We start from the raw sequence: 19,750 nt of genomic DNA, 5'->3' as shown, positions 1-19,750 counted from the left end.
CTAAGCAAGGAGAACGATCTTTAGCGACGGATGACGGCTGTGAACAGGTTCACGGCAAACGCAGGGAACCTTTAGCCCTCAACGACCATCAGGCAGCGCTGATCCCCCCGCCTACCTGCCGTAGGCGGGGTTCCGGGGTTCAGCTCACGCCGAGAACGACCAGCGTCGTTCGTCGTTCAGAGGCGGAGCAGGCGCTGGGTGATCTCCCGGTACTGCCTCAGCGCGAGGTGGAGCTCGGCGGATTCCTTTTCGGCGTCCTGGCCTTCGGGGGCCTGGCCTTCGGAGTCCTGGTCCTGCCAGCCCGCGCGGAGGATACGCCGCTGTTCGGCGAGGGCCTCCATGAGGTGGGCGGTGGCCTCGTCGAAGGCGCCCTCGGCTTCCTCCAGCGACTCACGCGGAGCGTCGGGGAACGTGTTGACGGCCCGTCCGAGGCGCCGGACGATCTTGTCCCGCTCGTCCGGCGGGAACAGCGACGCCGGGCCGGGCGCGCGGCGTCCTGTGTCGCCACGGGGCTGGTCCGCGGACTGCCGGGCGCGTGTCTGGTCGTACATCATCAAGTGCCGCTTTCCTGTGTGTTGTGCCGGATTTCCTTCAGCGGCATGGCTCTGAGCCGTGCCGCCAGTCAACGTCCGGCGTCGGCCCGTGTCAACGCGATGCCGCCGGCGAGCGGACGGGGTTGTTACACGGGCAGGAGTACGGTGAGAACCCGAGGGCCTTTCGCATAGCGGAATTCGGAGCGGATCCGCCGTCATCTCGTGGTCCGGTGAGTCCACCGGACCACACTCCCTCCCACAGCCGTCACGCGTCCTCAGGGCAGCCCGTGACCCCGGCCGCGCCATCCGCATCCAGCCGAGGAGCCACGTATGCCGCGCAGCCCGACCACGCCTACGACGGCCTCACCGTCGGCCCCCGCCCCGCCCCAGGGCTACGACGGAACGTCCCCCTTCCCGCGGCACGGCCCGGCGCCCCCGCGCAACGGCGGTGAACGTCTCAGTGAACGTCTCTACGTCACGGTGACGGCGGTGAGCGTCGTCCTGCCGTTCCTGCCGTTCCTGGCGATCGGCCTGGCCGGCCGGCTGCTGTGGGGCAGCGGTTTCCACCGCGGTCTCACCCACGGCGGCTACATCGCGCTCGCGGTGGCCGGATCGTTGAGCTTCCAGGGCGACGTGATCACCTGGGCAGCCACCCCCCGCCGCCACCACGCCTTCACCGACCGGCCGAGCGACCCGCACTCGCCGTACCGCTACGGCACGCATCTGCGCGGCCAGTTGCGCGGACTGCTGCACGCGCACGTCGGCCGGCTGCTGCACGGCGTAACCGCCTTGCTGTGGGCGGGACTTGTGCGCGTCGCGCTGCTCCACCACGTCACCTGGAGCGTGAACTCCCTCTGCCACATGATCGGTGACCGGCCGTTCCGTACCCGGCGCCATGACCGGGCCACCGACCTGTGGCCGCTCGCCCTGCTCTCGTCCGGCGAGAGCCGGCACAGCCTCCACCACACCGACACCGAGCACCCGCCTCCTCCGCCGCACGGCGATCGACAGGAGCTTCAGTGACCACGGCCATGCAACCCCCGCTTCCCTCCCAACCCCTCCTGCGCCTGCGCCTGGCACCCCACGGCCGCATGCCCCGCCCCATCGACGGAGCGTGGTGGCCCCGTTCGTACGACCTGCTCGCTGAACTCCCCTGGCTGCTCGCCGGGTTGCCGCGCGCGTGGGGTCACATCACCAGCGTCACCGTCAACGGGGCGACATGGTCCGCGGTGCCCGGCCGGATGCTCGTCTCCAACCAGGTCGTACGACTGCGCCGGACCCCCACGGCCTCCGCCGCCCACACCATCGTCCTGCTCTCACCCGGCCAAGGACGCTGGGACCTGCTGGTCGTGCCGCCCGACACGACCGAGGCGGCAGCGGAACCACTCATGGCGGCCGCGGCGGACGCTCTTGATCAAACGCCGTGAGCCCCAGTTCAGATGCGGTCTGAACTGGGGCTCTGTCGTAGGCCCTGTGGGACTCGAACCCACAACCAATGTCGGCGCTGTCTTGCCGTCCGAGCAGCTTGAGGGCGCAGCCAGGTTCACGCCTTCACCGCTCAGGCAGGTACACACGCGTTTGTGCCTACGTGGACCGTGCGCCTCGGTGCTGGTTGGCCTGGCGTTGTCGGCGCTCTGGCAAAGTCATGCTCACGGCAGCACCCGCTCGTTTTCAGTGTGAGCGAGTACCCGCTCCAGCCAGGCCAGCAGGTCACCCTCGACTTCGGTGCGGTTGGTCTCGTTGAACAGCTCGTGCCGCGCCTCGGGGTAGATGCGGTAGGTGATGTCGGTGAGGCCGGCCTGCCGGTAGCGGTCGACGAGCAGGTCACTCAGCGCGAGCCCGGCGTTGAGCGGGTCCCGGTCGCCGACCAGGACGTGGACAGGCAGGTGTGCCGGGATGCCCCGGGGCTGGGCGAGTGCTGCCGAGGCGACGGCGACCTGCCGCATTCCCTCGGCGTCGAGGCTGGAGCCGCAGAGCGGGTCCGCGAGGTAGGCGTCGACGGCTTCGGGGTCACGGCTGAGCCAGTCGAACAGCGTCCGAGCGGGCTCGAAGCCTTTGTTGAGGGCGACGAGCGGATCCCCGGTGTCGTCCGCCTGGTTGGCGAGCATGACGTCGACCGCCGTGGTGCCGGCCAGGGCCAGGGCGTCGATCAGGTGGGAGTGGTGCAGTACGTACTGCTGCGCGGCGAAGGAGCCGAGGCTGTGACCGAGCAGCACCAGGGGCAGACCGGGGTGCCGCTCCTGGATGGTCTCGGAGAGTGTCACCAGATCGCCGACGAGGCTGTTCCAGCCGTCCTCGCCGAGATGGCCGGGCGCGGCATGCCTGCTGAGCCCGTGTCCCCTGTGGTCGTTGGCGTACACGGCGAAGCCCCGGGCCGTCAGCGTCTGGGCGAGGGCGGAGTATCGGCCGGCGTGTTCGCCCATGCCGTGCGCGATCTGCACCACGCCGCGCGGCGGTTCAGCGGGCTGCCACTCGTGCACGTGGATGCGTACGCCGTCCTTGCCGCTGTCGAAGGTGAACATGGTTCTCCTGGGAGAGGGTGAGTGGGGAGGCATGGCGTGGTCCGTGCCGGTGGGGCGGTCAGGAACTTTCGCCCAGGTAACCGGCCACGATCCGGGACCGGTCCGCTCTCAGTTCCCGGGCCGTGGCCTGCACGGTGAGTTCGCCGTGGGAGAGGACGCAGCCTCGGTCGGCGACCTCCAGGGCCAGGCCGACGTGCTGCTCGACGAGCAGCACCCCGCAGCCGGAATCGTCGGCGAAGCGCCGGACGACGGGCAGCAGTTCCTCGACGATGACCGGGGCGAGGCCGAGACTGAGTTCGTCGAGCAGCAGCAGCTTGGGACGACGGGCCAGGGCGCGTCCGAGAGCGAGCATCTGCTGTTCTCCGCCGGACAGGAGTCCGGCCTTGCGGTCCCGCATGCGGGTCAGGACCGGGAAGTAGGCGTACGCCGCCTCCTCGTCGAGCCGTTCTCCCCGGTGTCGCAGCCGCAGGTGTTCCGCCACGGTCAGTGAGGAGAAGATGCCCCTGCCTTCCGGGACGTGTGCGATGCCCCGTCGCGCGCGGGCCGCCGCCGGCACCTGGTCGAGGGGTGTTCCGGTGAAGGTGATGGTGCCTGCGGAGGGACGCAGCAGCCCGGAGACGGTCTTGAGCGTCGTTGTCTTGCCCGCGCCGTTGGCTCCCAGCAGGGCGACGACCTCGCCTGCGCCGACGGTGATGTCGAGGTCGCGGACGACGGGGGCTCCGTCGTAGCCGACGGTGAGTCCGGCCACTTCCAGTACGGGTGTGTTCATGCTGTCTCCGGTGCGCTGCTGGGGACCCCGGGCTGGTCGGTGGTGAGGGAGGAAGGAGTGCCGCCGTCGGGTAGGGGTGCGTCGGCGGGCTGGACGGCGGACGCGCCGAGGTAGGCGGTGATGACTGCGGGGTCGTCGCGGACCCGGCTCGGGGGTCCCGCCGCGATCACCTTGCCGAACTCCAGGACGACCAGGTGGTCGCAGATGCCCATCACCAGGCCCATGTCGTGGTCGATGAGGAGCAGTGCGGTACCCGCGTCGGCGACGGCACGCAGGCGGCGGCCGAGTTCGGCGCTCTCCGTGGTGTCCAGGCCGGCGGCGGGCTCGTCGAGGCAGATGACGCGGGGGCGGGCGGCCAGCGCCCTGGCCACGCCGACGAGTTTGCGCTGTCCCTGGGACAGTTCGGCCGGGGATGCGTCGGCCAGATCCTGCAGGCCCACAGTGGTGAGGGCATCGGCGACGGCGGAGGGCGGTGGTGTGCGGCGGCCGAAGGTCTCGCCGAACGCCCTGAGCCAGGCCGGTCGTTCCGCCGTCACGCGCAGGTTCTCCGCCACCGTGAGGTCCTCGAAGAGTTCGCTGCTCTGGAAGGTACGGGCGAGACCTCGGCGGGCCCGGGCATGCGCCGGCATGCCGGTCAGGTCCTCGCCGTCCAGTTCCACCCGGCCCCGGGCGCCGGCCAGTCCGCTGACCGCGTCCACGAAGGTGGTCTTGCCGGCGCCGTTCGGGCCGATCAGGCCCACCAGTTGGCCCTCGGCGACATCCAGGGTGACGTCGCTGAGTGCGTGGACGCCGCCGTAACTGACGCCCAGGGAACGGACCTTGAACATGCTCATCGTGCGACCTCCTCGGGGGCGGGCGTCGCTTCGGCCCCGGCGGTCTCCGGCGTGGCGTTTGCGGCGTGGGCTTGGGCGGCTTTCGCCGCGCGGGCGGCTCTCTTGGCCTTCTTGCGGCGGTGGTTGGCGCCCGCGATGCCGTCCGGGTTGGCGATCAGCGTCACGATCAGGGAGACGCCTGCGAAGAGCAGCGCCCAGGTCCCCTTGATGCCGAACCACTTGTCCAGGGCGTGCGGGATGAGTGCCTCGGTGGACATCAGGCCGGCGATGACGGCTCCGGAGACCATCGTGATGCCGCCGATGTAGGCGAAGCCGATGAGGCCGAGTGCGGCCAGCGCGGTGAACCGGACCGCGCTGACGGAGCCGAAGTTGTAGCCGTACAGGGTCCCCGCGGCGCTGGCGATGAAAGAGCTGATGGCGAACGCTGCGATCTTCACTCCCCGCACGTTGACGCCCGCAGCCGCGGCCGCGCGCTCGTTGGAGCGGACGGCGAGCATGCGCCGCCCCAGCCCGGTGCGTCTGAGGTTGGCCACGTACAGCCCCAGGGCGGCGGCGACGGACAGGACGAGGAAGCCGAAGAGGGGGCTGGGTTCGTTGCCGTCCAGGCCGCGGAAGGCCGCCCCCGGACCGAGGTCCACTCCGAACAGGCGGGGAGGGGGCACGGTCACTCCGGCGGTGCCGCCGAAGGACGTGTTGGTGAACAGGGCCTGTTCCATCGCGAGCGCGGCGGCCAGCGTGACGACGGCCAGGCTCACGCCGCGGACCCGCAGGGCGGAGATGCCGGCCGCCACACCGAGCAGGGTGGCCAGGAGGGTCGCGCCGAGGGCGTTGAAGGGGAAGGGGATGTGCAGTCCGGTCGCCAGATGGGACAGGGCGAAACCGGCGGTGCCGGAGAGCGCGAGCTGCATCACGGAGATCTGTCCCACGTAGCCGGTGATGACGACGTACGAGAGGACGATGATCGCGCCTATCAGCGAGTTCGTCAGCGCCTGGCGGAAGTCGAACGGCAGCACGATCAAGGCGAGGGCGGCGGCGGCCGTGGCCAGTACGGCCGGTCGGAGCAGTCGGTCCGGCAGCGGTACGGCGGGCAGCCGCTGCTCGACGACTTCGCCACGGCGCGGCAGGCCCGCCCCCTTCACGTAGAGCGCGACGATCATCAGGATGAAGATCAGCAGCTGCTGAAGTCCGGGCATGGCGTTGCCGTTGTCGGTCGGGAACCAACTCTGGGTGGACAGGTAGTAGACGACCGACTGCATGACGCCGATGAGGATGCCGGCGCTGCAGGCGATCCACAGTGAGGTGAATCCGGCGAAGAGAGCCGCCGCCAGGGCCGGGACCACCTGCAGTGGGAGCGTGACGGAGTCGACCTGGACGATGGGTGCGGCCAGGACCCCGAGCAGCCCCGCGATCAGCGCGGACAGCAGGGTGTTGGCGAGGGAGACGCTGTTGGGTGACAGACCGGCCAGCAGGGCCGCCTGTTCGTTCTCCGAGGCGGCGCGGGTGGCGAGCCCGAACCGGGTCCACCGGTACAGGGCCCCGAGGGCGAGCGCTACGGCGATCACGAGCCCGGTCAGGATGAAACGGTCGACGGGCGTGGTGACGCCCAGGACGGTGACGGCGTCCGAGGGCAGGATGCTGGGGGCCTGCTGGGGCTGGGTTCCGAACACCAGCAGCACGGTGGCCTGAAGGGTGAGCAGAATGCCGAGTGACGCCGCGAGCTTGGCCAGTGGTGAGACCGCGCGCAGCGGCTTGAACACCGCGACCTCGGTGAGCACACCGACCGCGAGCGCCGCCATGAGCGCCCCCGCCATAGCGGCGGCGATCGGCAGGGAGAAGCCGAAGAAGCCGGTGCTCAGGGCCCAGAAGATGTAACCGGCGACCATCGCGACGGCGCCGGTCGACAGGTTGATGATGCCCGAACCCCGGTAGGTCGCCACGACGCCGAGTGCGATGCCGGCGATCAGTGCCCCCTGGCCCAGGCCGAGCACGGCGAAGAGCAGGATCTGTTCCATTTCTTACTCCTGGAGCGCCGTGTTCCTTAAGGCCCTAGGGAAGGAGTCGGGCCTCAGGAACACGGCACGGGAAGGTCTGTCGCGGGCCGTACGGGACCCGGGCGGACGGTGGACGGGGGTCACCGGGGCGGGCGGAGCCAGTCGGTCAGCGGCTGGAAGGCACCCTTGCCCTTGTACTGGTAGAACCGCGCCTGGTCGTTGCAGACCGCGGGGGCGTCCGGGTACTTGGCGCACTTGACCTCGGCGGCACCCATGACGACCGGCCCGGTGAACTTCTTCAGCTGTGCGGCGACGGTCTCCGGGGTGATCTTGTCGGCTCCCACGGCGTTGAGCGCCTTGGCGTACGTCAGGATCGTGCTCCAGCCCAGTGGTGCGAAGACCTGGGACGCGGTGGCCTTGTCCAGCCCCACCTGGCCGGATGCCGTCAGGAACGCCTTGGAGTCGGCGGCCGAGGTGTCGGTCGGCAGCGTCTGGGCGACGCCGTACGTCCATGTGGGCAGATCCCCGCCCAGGCCCTTGGCCACGTCCGGTGACATGCACAGGGGCGTGGACACCACGGGCTTGTCGATGCCGAGTTGCTTGAGTGCCTTGGCGACTCCGACACACCCGGAGCCGATCGTGATGGGCACGATGACATCGGCGGAGTTGGCGCCGGCCGCGGTGACCGGGCCGATCAGGTCCGTGGCCTGCGCGTCGAAGCCGACCGACTTGACGGTGAGGCCGGCGGCCTTGAGTCCCTTGACCGCCGCGCTCGAAGCGATCTTGTCGCCGGGGGTGTTCGTGTGGATGACCGCCGCCGTCTTCGCCTTGAGGACGTCACGTGAGTACGTGCCCCAGGTGCCGAAGATGTGCGGCAGGTCGCCGAAGGTGCTGTAGGTGTTCTTCGCCGTGGGCAGGGTGGGACCCGTCGCCACGCCGACCAGAACCGGCTTCCTGCCCGCCACCACGGAGTTGAAGGAGGCGTCGCCCAGGTACAGATTGCCGAGGCCGATGGCGGAGACGGCCTTGTCGCCGATCAGTTGCTGACCGCACTTCTGCCCCTCCTCCTCGGCGGAGACCACCGAGCAGACGTTCAGCGCGAGCGGGTGGCCGCCGATTCCGCCGAGCTTCTCGTTGACGTACCGAACGGCTGCCTTGGCGCCCAGGGTCGCCTCAGGGCTGCCGCCGGGGCCGCCCTCGACGTTCACCCAGCCGAGCGTGACCGGGGACAGGCCGGAGTCGGCCTTGCCCGCCTTGCCCCCCACGTAACCCTGATAGTCGGTCACCACGGCGGCCGACGGGCGGGTGTCCGCGGCGGCCGACGAGTCGGCTGCGCCGGCACCGGCCGAGGCTGAGCCCGGGCTCTGCGCGCCACTGCAGGCGGTGAGGCCCAGGACGGGCGCCATGAGGGAGGCGATCAGGCCCAGTCCTCGGACACGCGGATGGGTAGGCATACGAAACCTCCGTGAGCGGAGCGAAGGGAAGTCATGCCGAGGGCATGCGCAACAGGGGGTCAAACGGTCGGCCGGGGACCTGGAGCGCACGGGGTGACCAGCGCGAAGGGCGGCTCGGAGCACCCGGAAAGGCCTGTTCAGGCGGCCTTCTCGAGGTTTCGTAACTTTCTTACGAACCGGGAATCTAGGTGTAGGCTTACCCCCTGTCAACGCCTTGGTTCACTTTGATTTAACGATCAAGCAGCTCGATTTAACGCTCAGGCAGGGGAGGGGGAGGGTGTGACGACGCAGGCCGGAAGACGCAGGCTGCCTCGGCGATCGCTCGAGGAGACCCGGGCCCTCATGCTGGAAGCGGCGACCAAACTCGTCTGTGCGGGAACCGCCGACACCAGCGAGGCCGCGGTCTCCGCCGCACTGGCCCACGTGCGGGTCAAGCAGGTGACGGAAGAGGCCACCCGCATCATCCGGGGCCGGCTGGGCGACGAGTCGGCGCCGGCGGTCACCACGGGATCGATCTACCAGATCTGGCCGGCTCAGGCCGATTTCCAGGCCGAGTTGTTGTTCCACCTCACCTCCCGGCAGGCGGAACTGGTACCGGGTCTGCCCGACAGCATCCGGCGCTTCGAGGTAGCCGTCGAGAAGGGCATCACCTGGCAGGAAGCCCTCAACGACGTACTGACCGACAACCACAAGAACCACCGGGTGGACCCGATCTACCGGGTGATGCTCGGTTTCTACGCCAGCGCCGCGAACCCCCGTGTGCGTGAGGCCCTCGGGCACTACGGCGAATCGTTCACGAAGGTGGCCTGCGAGGCGTACCAGGCCCTGCTCGACACCTACGGGCTGCGCATGCGTGCGCCCTACCAGGTCGATCACCTCGCCACCAGCATCGCTTCCCTGCTGGACGGCTTCCACATGCGGTGGATCGCCGGCTACGGGGACCTGGCGGACCCGCACGGCGACGAGAACTGGTCCCTTGTCACAAGGGTTGCCGTCATGCTGTTCGACCAGTTCACCGAACCCGTACCCGCGGACGGCACTTCCTGAGGACCTGGGCCCCTTCCTGTGACCGGCACGGTGAGACAGGCGGCCGATCCCGCTTCCCGACTCCTGGAGCCCTCTCCTCACCTCAGGGCTGCTCGACAACGACGGGTTCTGCCCCCCCGACACCACGGTCCTGCTGCAGCAGGAATGATCTCCGATGGGCGCGGGCGGCACGGTCTTCCGCCCGGATCTGGGAGCGCTGGGCCCGGGCGACCTCGGACACGTACACGAGCCTGCTCCCTGAGCTGGACCGCGAAATCGCCGAGAAGGCAGCGAAGCTGATCCCCCGGTCGCGTCCGGCAGCCGCCGATTCGTCCGCCCAAGCGGCACCCGATCCGCAGGCCACGAGCACATCCGCTCACGCAATGGCTTGAGAACGAAGCAGCGCCCGACCCGGCCAAAGCCGACTCAGGCGCTGCGTAGCAGGTCAGAGGCCGTTTCCCTCCCCCGCCACCGGTAGGCCCTGTGGGACTCGAACCCACAACCAATGGATTAAAAGTCCACTGCTCTGCCAATTGAGCTAAGGGCCCAGGCGATGTTGCCTCCCCGAGCATAGCCGGACACGGCCGGGACTCCGATCGGGTATCGGGGTCCCGGCCGTGCCGCGCCGGCGGAGCGGGCCGGGAGTGTCCAGGGGTGTTACGGATCGACCGGTTCGGGCGTGCCCGTGCGGGACGCCTCGCGGGCGATGGTCCGTTCGTGGTCGGGGTTGAGGAACCAGTGCCGGGCCGAGGCCAGCCACCAGGTCGCGGCGAAGCCGAGGACGACGAGGACGGCGACCGGGGCGTAGTTGAAGGTCTCCGAGGTGACCGGGGAGACCTGCGGCAGCATGAAGAGGACCGTGATCACGCCGACCCACACCACCGCCACCACGCCGATCGGCCGCGACCAGCGCCCCAGGTGCCACGGACCGCGCTCGAAGTCGTCGCCCTTCCGCAGCCGCAGCAGCGTCGGGATGGCGTAGGCGATGTACAGGCCGATCACGGCGATCGACGTCACCGCCGCGTAGGCCGTGACATTGATCAGATACGGCAGCCCGAGCACCAGCGCGCCCAGCGCCGCCAGCCACACGGCCGCCACGGGGGTGCGGGTGCGCGGGTTCACCGAGTGCCAGACGTGGGAGAAGGGCAGCGCGCCGTCCCGGGAGAACGCGTAGATCATCCGGCTGTTGGCCGTCACCGACGCCATCCCGCAGAACAGCTGCGCCCCGATCACGACCAGGAGCAGCAGCTTGCCCGCCGTCGCGCCCAGCGCGTCGAGCAGGATCTGCGCGGGCGGTGCGCCCGTCGGGGACGTGAGGGCACCCTCGTACGACTGGATGGCGAAAGTGAAGCCCAACAGCAGCACGAACCCGGCTATCCATGACGTCCAGATGGACCGCACGATCCCCTTCGGGCCCGCCGTCGACGCGTCGTGTGTCTCCTCCGTCATGTGGGCGGAGGCGTCGTAGCCGGTGAAGGTGTACTGGGCCATGAGCAGGCCGAGCGCGACGACGTACACGCTGCTGCCCCAGCCCGTGTTGTTCACGAACTCGCCGAACACGAAGGACGCGGACTGGTGCTGGTCCGGGGAGAAGGTGAGCGCGCCGACAATCACCGCCACGCCGAGCACGTGCCACCACACGCTCACGCTGTTGAGCAGGCCCACCACCCGCACCCCGAAGGTGTTCAGCAGGCCGTGCAGCACCAGGATCCCCGCGAAGAGGAGGATCGTGCGGCCGGGTGTCACCTCGAAGTCAAACTGCAGGTTCAGATACGCGCCCAGGAAGGACGCCGCCCCGAAGTCGATGCCCGCGGTCACCGCGACCTGGCCGAGCACGTTGAACCAGCCCGTGAACCAGGCCCACGCGGCGGCCGTACGCGGGGGCGCGAGCCGATGGGCCCAGAAGTACAGGCCCGCCGACGTCGGATACGCCGAGCAGATCTCGGCCATCGCCAGCCCCACGAACAGCGTCATCAGTCCGACCGCGACCCAGCCCCAGGTGATCACGGCGGGACCGCCGGTGTTCATGCCGAACAGATACAGCGTCAGACATCCCGACAGAACCGAGATGATCGTGAAGGAGACCGCGTAGTTGGAGAACGCCGACATGCGGCGGGCAAGGACCTGCGTGTAGCCGAGCTGGGCCAATCGCTCTTCGTCAGACAGCCCACTCACTTTGGCGTCATCTGTCATGCCCCCAGCGATTCCCTCGCCGGGGGCATGACACACGTCACAACTTGGCGAGAAATTGGCCCTCTAGTAAAGGCCCTTGTAGTACTGCCACCCGGTCGCGATCTTCACGCGCGCGGCGAACGACCCCTTGCCGGTCCCGGTCTGGCGGTACAGATTCCCGGCCGTGTCCCGCATCACCAGGTCGCTCTTCCCGTCGCCGGTGATGTCCCCGACGCCGACGACCGCGTTGTACGAGGCTCCCCAGCCGGTGGCGATCCTCACCCGGGTGCCGAAGCGTCCGTTGCCGGCGCCGTAGTAGCGGTACAGGTTGTTCGCCTTGTCCTGCGCGAGCAGATCGCCGATCCCGTCACCGTTCAGATCACCGGCGCCCACGACCTTCTTGTACGTCTTCCAATTGTCGACGAGCTTGACCCGGGAGGCCAGCTTGCCGGTGCTGGTGCCCTTGTAGAGATAGACGGCGCCGGTGGCGGCGTGGCGGGCGATCAGGTCGGGTCGGCCGTCCTTGGTGAGGTCCCCGGGTGCGGTCAGCACGTCGTACTGGTTCCAGCCGCTGGTGCCGAGCGTCGTGTGCGGCGTCGACGGCCGCAGCGGGGCATCGCAGCGCGGCTTGTACAGGTGCAGGGCGCCGCCGCCCGTCTTGAGCAGGACGTCGTTGCAGTTGTCGCCGTTCAGATCTCCGAGGGGCACCGGTCTGTACGCCGGTGAGTTCCAGCCGTCGCCGATCAGGGACGTGCGGACCGTGCCGTCGCCCCCACCGTGGTAGGTCATCTCGCCGCCCTTGAAGGTGAGCAGGTCACCCATGCCGTCACCGAGGCCGACGTAGTCGCGGTGCACCACTCGGCCCTTCAGCAGCCGGACCGTGCCCTGGATCGACAGCGGAGCGCCCACGCCGTCGGCGGGCGTGACCGACAGCGTCCAGTCGTACGGGCCGCTGGGGAGAAAGCCGTTCGCGCCGCGGCCGTCCCAGCCGACCTTCAGTTCGCCGCGCACCTCGCCGCCGTCCGTGCCGTCCACGACCTTGCCGGTCGCCTTGTCGCGCACGGTCAGCACCCAGCCCGCGGCCGGCTTCGACAGCAGTGCCGTGGTGAGGGTGGGGTAGAAGTCGTCCTCCTCACTCACCTCGACCTCCGCTGCCTTCACCACCGGCTCCAGCGGCCGCAACGGCTGCTGCGGCACACCGGACGGGACGAGGTGCACCTGCTCCTTGGCGTCCACATAGGCGGCGTTCCCGCCGGACTCGTCCACCGTCCAGCGCACATCCCTCTGCGAGACGCCGGTGTCGGGCAGCTCCCCGATGACCCGGCTCGCGGGCGCCCCGTTCGCCACCGTGGTGAGCGTCAGCTTGCCGGCCTGCTTGTCGTGCGTGACGACATACCCGTCACCGAGCTTCGCCTCGCCGACCGGCACGGCGACGGACTTCTTCGCCGTACGGTCGTAGACGCCGGCCCTGCCCTCGCAGGTCCAGTAGAGCCAGCGGCCGTTGGCCTGGAGGTCGGTCGGGTCACAGCCGGCGTCCATCGCGAAACCGACGGAGGTCTCCTCCGCGAGGTCGTGGGCCGTGAAGCTGTGCTCGTCCGCCGTCCACAGGGTGCCACCGTCGAGAGCGGCGGCACCTGGGGTGCGCGTGACGACCGGCCTTTGGTTCCCATCGATCTCGTATACGGACTGCTGGGCCGCGGCCGTGTGGATCAGATACCGGCTCGAGACATCGGTGATCCGGCCGCCCCGGGGAAGGTCGTGTTCCCAGTACCTGCCGGAATTCGCGACGGCGACCCGGTCGGTGTCCGCCGACACATGAGTCAGCCAGGCGACCCGCCCGTCGGCCGTACCGCGGATCGGGGCGCAAGAGGAGTCGTCCGCTGGGCAGTTGGCGAGGCTGGACGCCATGCCGAGAAACCGAGACGACTCACCGAACTTGGGAGTACCGGCCGCCGCGACCGTCCGGGTATGAGTGATGCGCTCGCCCCGGGTCTCATAGCTGGTCCCGTAGTCCGCGACGACGAAGCGGCCCTGGTCCAGCGACAGACCTTGGATCTTGTACGGCGGTTTCGGCAGCGCCTTGAGCTGGGTGACCGTCGGCTCGCCGCCCGGGCCCGGCTGGATGCGCTGGACGCCCCAGTCGTCCCGGGCGGCACCGGTGCGACCCACCGCCAAGGCGCCGCCGTCGGGGGCGGCGGAGATACCGGGCTCCGAGACGGGCAGCAGAGTCTTCGAGGGACCGCCGGCGATCGGCTTGGCCATCACCGCCGTGCCGGGTTGGGTCAGCAGCCAGTCACCGACGACCGCGAGGCCGAGGGCGGGGCTCGCGCCGTCGCCGTCCAGCGTGACGGCGACCGGGGCGGCGGACAGATCGGTGCGGGAGTACACCTGAACCGTGGGCTCGTTCCTGTTGAAGAGAACGACATGGTCGGCCGTGACCTGCGCGTTGCGGTAGATCTTGGAGACGGGCGGAGTCCAGCTCTGTACCCGCCCCGTGTGCCGGTCGACCATGACCGACGCGTAGGGCCCACCCGACTGGCCGGCGAGGAACAGCAGCGCGTCCGCGTCGCCGCCCTGGGCTTGCGCGAGGCTGTACCCGCCGGGCACTCCGGTCACCGGCACGTCACGTGTGCTGCCGTCGTCCTGCGGGAGCAGCAGGTGCATCTCCCGGGCGGTCGTCGTGCCGTTCTCGTCCGTCACCTCCCGGTACGCGATCGCCAGATCGGCGTAGACGGCGAGCAGCGTCAGCCCCTCCGGCGTCCGGATCGTACGGGTGGTGTTGTCGGCGGCGTTCCACAGGTCGACCCGGCCGTCGGCGTACCGGTAGGCGAGCACGTCACCGCCGGTCGCCTGGTAGTAGCTGTAGCCAGTCGGGTGGACCACCTTCACCGAGGTGCCGTCCGAGTACCGCGTCCAGACCAGCCCGGAGCCCTCCAGGGAGTGGAACACGCCCTGCGCACCGGCGCCGTCGCGCCCGGCATAGGTCGAACTCGTGTAGAGCCAACCCGAGGTGTACGTCCCGCGCAGCCTCGCCGGCACCACCGTCTCCTGCGGCACGTCCGCGACCGCGGTCGACGGCAGCAGCGGTGCCAGCCCGGCCGCCAGTACGACGGAGGCGGCGAGCACGCGCAGGCGTGCGTAGGCATGACGAGCCAAGGAGTCCCTCCCCGAAACGTGAGGCGGGACGCACACCGCTTCTCGATGCCCAGGCCCCCCGGCCGTCGCATCCGCCTCTCAAGTCGGCTGATCTTACAGCGACTTCACAGTTTCGAGGTGAGCGATTTCGGGCCGCCCGGTTACGCGGGCGGAAACGCCGGAAGGGCCCGCACGACCGAAGTCGTACGGGCCCTTCTCGCGTCAGTCAGCGTCAGCCGTTGCGCTTCCAGCGCGGCTTGTCGTCCCGGCGGCCGAAGGAGCCGGTGCCGGTACCGGTGCTGCCACCGCGGTGGTCGTCACGGCGGCCGTAGGGGCGCTCGTGGCCGCCGGAGCGGAAGCCCGGGCGGTCGCCCTGGCGGTCGCGGTTGAAGGGGCGGTCGCTGCCGCGGTGACCACCGCGGTCGTCACGACGCTCGAAGGAACGGCCCGCCGGGCGGTCCGCCGGACGGTCGGCAGGGCGGTCGTCGCGACGGAAGCCGCCACGGTCGTTGTCACGACGCTCGAAGGAACGACCACCACGGTCATCACGACGGTCATCGCGACGGAAACCACCACGGTCGTTGTCACGACGCTCGAAGGAGCGGCCGCCCCGGTCGGCCGGGCGGTCGTCGCGACGGAAACCACCACGGTCATTGTCACGACGCTCGAACGAACGACCGCCACGGTCATCCCGACGGTCGTCACGGCGGAAGCCACCGCGGTCATTGTCACGACGCTCGAACGAACGACCACCACGGTCATCACGACGGTCATCGCGACGGAAACCACCACGGTCATTGTCACGACGCTCACGACGCTCGTACGGCGCCGGAGCCTCGGCCCGGTCCACATCCTGCGCCACCGGCTGCTCGGGCACGGACGCCTCAAGCGCGGCCTCCACGACCGCGGCCTGTGCCTCGGCGACAGCGGTCTCCGGGTCCTCGCCGCGCTCGCGGGCGGCCCGGGCGACCAGGCGGTCGGCCTCCTCGCGCAGCTCGGTCGCGCGCCGCTGCGCCCGCTCCAGCTGCTTGCTGAGGTGGGTGACCTCACGCTCGGCCTGCTGCGCGGCGTTGCCCGCGGACTCGGCCTGGACCTCGGTCATCGAACGGGCGCCGGTGATCTCGGCGACCTCGGGCTCGAACGCCGTACCGGAGTTGATGATGTGACGGCCGGCGTCGACGCCCGCGTCCTCCATCAGCCGGAAGATCTGGCGGCGCTGGTGCGGGAGCGAGAGGGAGACGACCGTGCCGGTGCGGCCGGCTCGGGCTGTACGGCCCGCGCGGTGCAGGTAGTCCTTGTGGTCGCCGGCGGGGTCGACGTTCAGGACGAGGTCGATGCCGTCGACGTGGATACCGCGGGCGGCGACGTCGGTCGCGACGAGCGCGTTGACGTAGCCGTCCTTGAAGTCGGCCAGCGTGCGCGTACGGGCGCCCTGCGTCATGCCGCCGTGCAGCGCGTCGGCCTTCACGCCCGCGTCACGGAGCTGCTCGGCGATACGGTCGGCGCCCAGCTGCGTACGTACGAAGATGATCGTGCGGCCCTTGCGGGAGGCGATCGCGGCGGTGACCGGCGCCTTGTCCTTGGGCTTCACGACGAGGATGTGGTGCGACATCGTCGTGACGTTGCCCTGGGCGCTGTCGACCTCGTGCGTGACCGGGTTGGTCAGGTAGCGCTTGACCAGCGTGGAGATCTCGTTCTCCATCGTGGCCGAGAACAGCATGCGCTGGCCGCCGCCCGGGATCTGGTCGAGCAGCTCGGTGACCTCGGGCAGGAAGCCCAGGTCGGACATCTGGTCGGCCTCGTCGAGGACCGCGACCTGGACGTTCTCCAGGGAGCAGGCGCCGCGGTTGATGATGTCGCGCAGCCGGCCCGGGGTGGCGACGAGGACGTCGACGCCGCGCTCCAGGGCGTAGATCTGGTTGCCCATCGACGTACCGCCGCAGACGACCTTCATCTTCAGGCCGAGCACGTCGCCGTACGGCTGGAGGGCGTCCGCGACCTGCATCGCGAGTTCACGCGTCGGCGTGAGGATGATGCCGCGGGGCTTCTTCTTCTCGGTGTGGCCGCCGGAGAGCTGCGTGAGCATCGGCAGACCGAAGGAGAGGGTCTTGCCGGAGCCGGTGCGGCCACGGCCGAGGATGTCCTTGCCGGCCAGGGCGTCCGGGATGGTCGCGGCCTGGATCGGGAAGGGGCTGGTCACGCCGTTCTGCGCGAGCTTGCGCACGACGCCCTCGGGGAGACCGAGGTCCGCGAAGGTGAGCTCGGGAGCCTCAACGGTCTCTACGGTCTCGTCCCCGTTCTCGGGCACGACGACGTGATCAGTACTGGAAATGGACATGCGAATGCGAAACCTTCCGGAGTCTCGTCGGCACGCGCCCGTCAACTCCGTGATTTCGCAATACGACCGCCTCTATGCGGTCAGCCACGGCAAGGGAGAGAACGCGCCACACGGCGCGCTCTTCTATGGCGCCGGGCAAATGATTCAAACGATCTATAACCATACGCACCCCTCGGCCCCCCTGGCAAACCGCATCCCCGAGAGACAGGTCACACCCTCACGCCGGTGACCCCGCGGTCGGCGCCGGCTCCCGCTGGGCCAGCTGCGGTGCCGTCTCGCCATGCGCCGACGACGACGGCTCGGCGACGGTCGGATCCGGCGAGACGGTCGGCGACGGCGGCGTGGGCGTCGGCTCCGGCGCGACCGTCCGCGTAGGCGTCGGCTGCGGCTTGGTCGGCACGGGCTCGCCCGCCCCGCCCGTCCCACCGGGCCCACCCGGATGCACCGGCGCCGCGGGAGCCCCGCTCCCTGGCGCGGAAGCCGAGGCCGAAGGCCCCCCGGACTTCTCCCCCGGCTTGCCCTTGCCCTTGCCGTCCCGCTTCTTCCCGGCGCCCTTCCCGTCCCGCTTGCCGCCCGTCGCCGCCCCGTACCCGGAGCCACCGCCCGACACGGCCGATCCCCCGTCGGGCGCCTCACCACCCCGCTGTCCGGCGGACTGGGACGGCTTGGCGCTCCCGCCCGGCCCGTCGTCACCCACGCTCATACAGCCGGCGGCAGCGGCGACGGCCACGACCGTGGCGGCCAGGCGAACGGGTACGTACAAGGGGCGCACGGGCAGCCACCTCCGGGGAGGGCGAAGAAGTCAACCTGCCCAACTCCCGCCGCCCACAAGAGGACACGCGCCAGACGACACGTGACGCGTCACACCGGACGAACGACGCCTCAGCCGTACCCCAGCGCGTGCAGCCGGGCGTCGTCGATCCCGAAGTGATGCGCGATCTCATGCACCACCGTCACCTCGGTCTCCTCCACGACCTCCGCCCGCGACTCGCACATCCGCAGCGTCGGCCCCCGGTAGATCGTGATCCGGTCCGGCAGCACCCCGGCGTACCACTCCCCGCGATCGGTCAGCGGAGTCCCCTCGTACAGGCCGAGCAGTTCGGGATCGTCCGCGGGCGGTTCGTCCTCGACGAACACCGCGACGTTGTCCATCAGCCGCGTCAGCTCCGGCGGGATACGGTCCAGCGCCTCGGCGACCAGTTCCTCGAACTCCTCGCGTGTCATCTCCAGCACAGGGCCATTGTCCGGTACGGAACGGTCGTAGGAGAGTCACTGCGACGGTATGAGAGTCACCGCCGCCCCGCATATCCGCTGCCGGACTTGGGCATACGGGACCAATGGCCGCCCGCGTCCCCAACGTCGCCGCCCTGAACCGCGTACGCCGGGCATCGCGTGCGCTCGCCCGCCGCTACCGTTCCCGCCGCCCGCACCCCGCCGTCGAACTCGTCCCCCAGCCCCACCCCTGGACCCGCGCCCTGGGGCTGGTCGCGGTCGTGCTGCTGGGCGCCTGGCTGGGCCTGCTGATCGTCGGGAACGTCCGGGTTCCCGTCGGGCCCATGGACACCACCATGACGCTGCGCCCCTCACTGGCCGGCGGCACGAAGATCAACGTATCCCCGCTCGGCGCGCTGGAGCTGGACAGCCATGTCGCCCCGGTCCGCCTGGACGTGAACGTCGACCAGCTCGACCCGGCCCGCGCCCAGGCCCTCGTCGACCACCCCGAACGTATCTCCGGCCTCCAGGACGAAGTCGCCAAGGACGTCGGCCACGGCACGCTCGACCTCGCCGTACGCTCCTGTGTCGCCGTCGTCGCCGGCGCCACCGCCCTCGGTCTCGCGGTCTACCGCCGCCCCCGCCGCGCCCTCGCCGCCGGCGGCCTCGCCCTCACCCTCCTCGCCGCGTCCGGCGGCACGGCCTTCGCCACCTGGAACCCGAACTCGGTCCTCGAGCCCAAGTTCTCCGGCCTGCTCTCCTCCGCGCCCTCCGTGGTCGGCGACGCTCGCAGCATCGTCACCGAATTCGACGTCTACCAGAAGGAGTTGGCGCGCCTCGTCACCAACGTGACGAAGCTGTACGACGCCACGTCCACGCTCCCGGCCTACCAGCCCGACCCGACCACGATCCGGGTCCTCCACGTCTCGGACATCCACCTCAACCCGGCGAGCTGGAAGATCATCGCGTCGCTGGTGGAGCAGTACGAGGTGAACGTGATCGTCGACTCCGGCGACACCATGGACCACGGCACGGCCGCCGAGAACGGCTTCCTGGACCCGATCGAGGACCTGGGCGCCCCGTACGTCTGGGTCCGCGGCAACCACGACTCCATGATCACCCAGCAATATCTGGAGCGCATGAAGAACGTCCACGTCCTCGACGACGGCCGCGCGGTGTCCGTCGCGGGCCTGCGCTTCGCGGGCATCGGCGACCCCCAGTTCACCCCCGACCGCACGAACGAGATGGGCGCCGAGCAGTCGCAGGAACTGGCGGGCGCGCGGCTGGCCTCCGCCCTGCGCGACCAGAAGGCAGCCGGCAAACCGGTCGACGTGGCCGTGGCCCACGAGCCGCCCGCGGCCCGCGAGACGGACGGCCAGGTGCCACTCGTCCTGGCGGGCCACCTCCACCACTCCGAGATGGAGGTCATGCCGTTCGGCACCCGTCTGCGCATCGAGGGCTCCACGGGCGGCAGCGGCCTGCGCGCGATCGAGGGCAAGTACCCCGACCCGATCGAGACGTCGATCCTCTACTTCGACCGCGACACCCGCCGCCTCCAGGCCTGGGACGAGATCAGACTGGGCGGCCTGGGCCTGACCACGGCGGAGGTGGCCCGCCACCTCCCGGAGGAGAACCAGCCGGGCGCCGCCCCGTCACCCACCCCGTCCCCGTCGCCCTCCCCCACCCCCGCGACCACGTCCCCGTAAACCGTTTTGGCGATACCTCCCGCCATCCCATATGCTTCTCACGTCCCCGACGCGCCGAG

15 protein-coding genes, 1 tRNA gene and 1 pseudogene are annotated in these 19,750 nt (G+C 70.0%); 5 read left to right on the top strand and 12 right to left on the bottom strand.

What is annotated here, in order from left to right:
• Positions 1 to 176: 176 nt before the first annotated feature.
• Complete coding sequence (locus KCH48_RS39260) at positions 177 to 554, bottom strand: hypothetical protein (RefSeq protein WP_246886584.1); 378 nt, start codon at positions 552 to 554, stop codon at positions 177 to 179.
• 309 nt (positions 555 to 863) lie between these two features.
• Between KCH48_RS39260 and KCH48_RS39255 the strand changes: the two genes are divergently transcribed.
• Both KCH48_RS39255 and KCH48_RS39250 read left to right on the top strand, forming a co-directional pair.
• Positions 864 to 1,556 (top strand): acyl-CoA desaturase, encoded by a 693-nt coding sequence (locus tag KCH48_RS39255; protein WP_246886583.1) that lies wholly within the window; start codon positions 864 to 866, stop codon positions 1,554 to 1,556.
• Complete coding sequence (locus tag KCH48_RS39250) at positions 1,553 to 1,960, top strand: DUF5994 family protein (protein WP_210582395.1); 408 nt, start codon at positions 1,553 to 1,555, stop codon at positions 1,958 to 1,960. The genes KCH48_RS39255 and KCH48_RS39250 overlap by 4 nt, the downstream gene beginning before the upstream one ends.
• Positions 1,961 to 2,182: 222 nt before the next feature.
• Here the strand turns inward: KCH48_RS39250 and KCH48_RS39245 are convergent, their stop codons facing one another.
• The 5 genes from KCH48_RS39245 to KCH48_RS39225 all read right to left on the bottom strand — a co-directional run bounded on the left by KCH48_RS39245 (position 2,183) and on the right by KCH48_RS39225 (position 8,102).
• The gene (locus KCH48_RS39245; protein WP_210582393.1) at positions 2,183 to 3,055 is read right to left on the bottom strand and encodes an alpha/beta hydrolase; all 873 of its coding nucleotides are present in this window, start codon (positions 3,053 to 3,055) and stop codon (positions 2,183 to 2,185) included.
• Positions 3,056 to 3,113: 58 nt separating this feature from the next.
• On the bottom strand, positions 3,114 to 3,824 hold the full coding sequence (locus KCH48_RS39240) for an ABC transporter ATP-binding protein (RefSeq protein ID WP_210582392.1): 711 nt from the start codon (positions 3,822 to 3,824) through the stop codon (positions 3,114 to 3,116).
• Complete coding sequence (locus KCH48_RS39235) at positions 3,821 to 4,657, bottom strand: ABC transporter ATP-binding protein (RefSeq protein ID WP_210582390.1); 837 nt, start codon at positions 4,655 to 4,657, stop codon at positions 3,821 to 3,823. The genes KCH48_RS39240 and KCH48_RS39235 overlap by 4 nt, the downstream gene beginning before the upstream one ends.
• Positions 4,654 to 6,669: an ABC transporter permease gene (locus KCH48_RS39230; RefSeq protein ID WP_210582388.1), complete on the bottom strand. Its 2,016-nt coding sequence runs from the start codon at positions 6,667 to 6,669 to the stop codon at positions 4,654 to 4,656. Before KCH48_RS39230 ends, KCH48_RS39235 begins: the two co-directional genes overlap by 4 nt.
• Positions 6,670 to 6,788: 119 nt before the next feature.
• Positions 6,789 to 8,102 carry an ABC transporter substrate-binding protein gene (locus tag KCH48_RS39225; RefSeq protein WP_210582386.1) on the bottom strand — a complete coding sequence of 438 codons (1,314 nt, stop codon included), beginning with the start codon at positions 8,100 to 8,102 and terminating at the stop codon, positions 6,789 to 6,791.
• Between the two features lie 342 nt (positions 8,103 to 8,444).
• On the opposite strand from KCH48_RS39225, the gene KCH48_RS39220 reads away from it, so the two are divergent.
• Positions 8,445 to 9,149, top strand: a complete 705-nt coding sequence (locus KCH48_RS39220; RefSeq protein WP_210582384.1) for a hypothetical protein — start codon at positions 8,445 to 8,447, stop codon at positions 9,147 to 9,149.
• 209 nt (positions 9,150 to 9,358) lie between these two features.
• A pseudogene (locus KCH48_RS43310) lies at positions 9,359 to 9,569 on the top strand (site-specific integrase); the annotation flags it as partial.
• A 34-nt stretch (positions 9,570 to 9,603) separates the two neighbouring features.
• On the opposite strand, the gene KCH48_RS39215 reads toward KCH48_RS43310, so the two are convergent.
• The 6 genes from KCH48_RS39215 to KCH48_RS39190 form a co-directional block, all read right to left on the bottom strand.
• A tRNA-Lys gene (locus KCH48_RS39215) sits at positions 9,604 to 9,676 on the bottom strand.
• A 109-nt stretch (positions 9,677 to 9,785) separates the two neighbouring features.
• A complete protein-coding gene (locus tag KCH48_RS39210) occupies positions 9,786 to 11,321 on the bottom strand; it encodes an amino acid permease (RefSeq protein ID WP_210582382.1) in 1,536 nt (511 codons plus the stop codon).
• 63 nt (positions 11,322 to 11,384) lie between these two features.
• Positions 11,385 to 14,456 carry a VCBS repeat-containing protein gene (locus KCH48_RS39205; protein ID WP_210582380.1) on the bottom strand — a complete coding sequence of 1,024 codons (3,072 nt, stop codon included), beginning with the start codon at positions 14,454 to 14,456 and terminating at the stop codon, positions 11,385 to 11,387.
• A 211-nt stretch (positions 14,457 to 14,667) separates the two neighbouring features.
• Positions 14,668 to 16,773, bottom strand: a complete 2,106-nt coding sequence (locus tag KCH48_RS39200; RefSeq protein ID WP_210582378.1) for a DEAD/DEAH box helicase — start codon at positions 16,771 to 16,773, stop codon at positions 14,668 to 14,670.
• Between the two features lie 217 nt (positions 16,774 to 16,990).
• A complete protein-coding gene (locus tag KCH48_RS39195) occupies positions 16,991 to 17,545 on the bottom strand; it encodes a hypothetical protein (RefSeq protein ID WP_210582376.1) in 555 nt (184 codons plus the stop codon).
• A 110-nt stretch (positions 17,546 to 17,655) separates the two neighbouring features.
• A complete protein-coding gene (locus tag KCH48_RS39190; RefSeq protein ID WP_210582374.1) occupies positions 17,656 to 18,006 on the bottom strand; it encodes a metallopeptidase family protein in 351 nt (116 codons plus the stop codon).
• Positions 18,007 to 18,110: 104 nt separating this feature from the next.
• Between KCH48_RS39190 and KCH48_RS39185 the strand changes: the two genes are divergently transcribed.
• Entirely contained in the window at positions 18,111 to 19,691 is a 1,581-nt protein-coding gene (locus KCH48_RS39185) for a metallophosphoesterase (protein ID WP_210582372.1), read from the top strand.
• Positions 19,692 to 19,750 lie beyond the last annotated feature (59 nt).

Origin of the sequence: Streptomyces sp. GESEQ-4, assembly GCF_017948455.1 — a bacterium.
In the GTDB taxonomy this organism is placed as follows: Bacteria; Actinomycetota; Actinomycetes; order Streptomycetales; family Streptomycetaceae; genus Streptomyces.
This window is presented reverse-complemented; position numbering and strand designations above follow the sequence as displayed.

Bases quoted from the DNA above. Each gene is read 5' to 3' on its own strand.
- KCH48_RS39245 (WP_210582393.1), bottom strand. From the start codon at position 3,055: ATGTTCACCTTCGACAGCGGCAAGGACGGCGTACGCATCCACGTGCAC.
- KCH48_RS39185 (WP_210582372.1), top strand. From the start codon at position 18,111: ATGGCCGCCCGCGTCCCCAACGTCGCCGCCCTGAACCGCGTACGCCGG.
- KCH48_RS39210 (WP_210582382.1), bottom strand. From the start codon at position 11,321: ATGACAGATGACGCCAAAGTGAGTGGGCTGTCTGACGAAGAGCGATTG.
- KCH48_RS39255 (WP_246886583.1), top strand. From the start codon at position 864: ATGCCGCGCAGCCCGACCACGCCTACGACGGCCTCACCGTCGGCCCCC.
- KCH48_RS39240 (WP_210582392.1), bottom strand. From the start codon at position 3,824: ATGAACACACCCGTACTGGAAGTGGCCGGACTCACCGTCGGCTACGAC.
- KCH48_RS39200 (WP_210582378.1), bottom strand. From the start codon at position 16,773: ATGTCCATTTCCAGTACTGATCACGTCGTCGTGCCCGAGAACGGGGAC.
- KCH48_RS39230 (WP_210582388.1), bottom strand. From the start codon at position 6,669: ATGGAACAGATCCTGCTCTTCGCCGTGCTCGGCCTGGGCCAGGGGGCA.
- KCH48_RS39225 (WP_210582386.1), bottom strand. From the start codon at position 8,102: ATGCCTACCCATCCGCGTGTCCGAGGACTGGGCCTGATCGCCTCCCTC.
- KCH48_RS39260 (WP_246886584.1), bottom strand. From the start codon at position 554: ATGATGTACGACCAGACACGCGCCCGGCAGTCCGCGGACCAGCCCCGT.
- KCH48_RS39235 (WP_210582390.1), bottom strand. From the start codon at position 4,657: ATGAGCATGTTCAAGGTCCGTTCCCTGGGCGTCAGTTACGGCGGCGTC.
- KCH48_RS39220 (WP_210582384.1), top strand. From the start codon at position 8,445: ATGCTGGAAGCGGCGACCAAACTCGTCTGTGCGGGAACCGCCGACACC.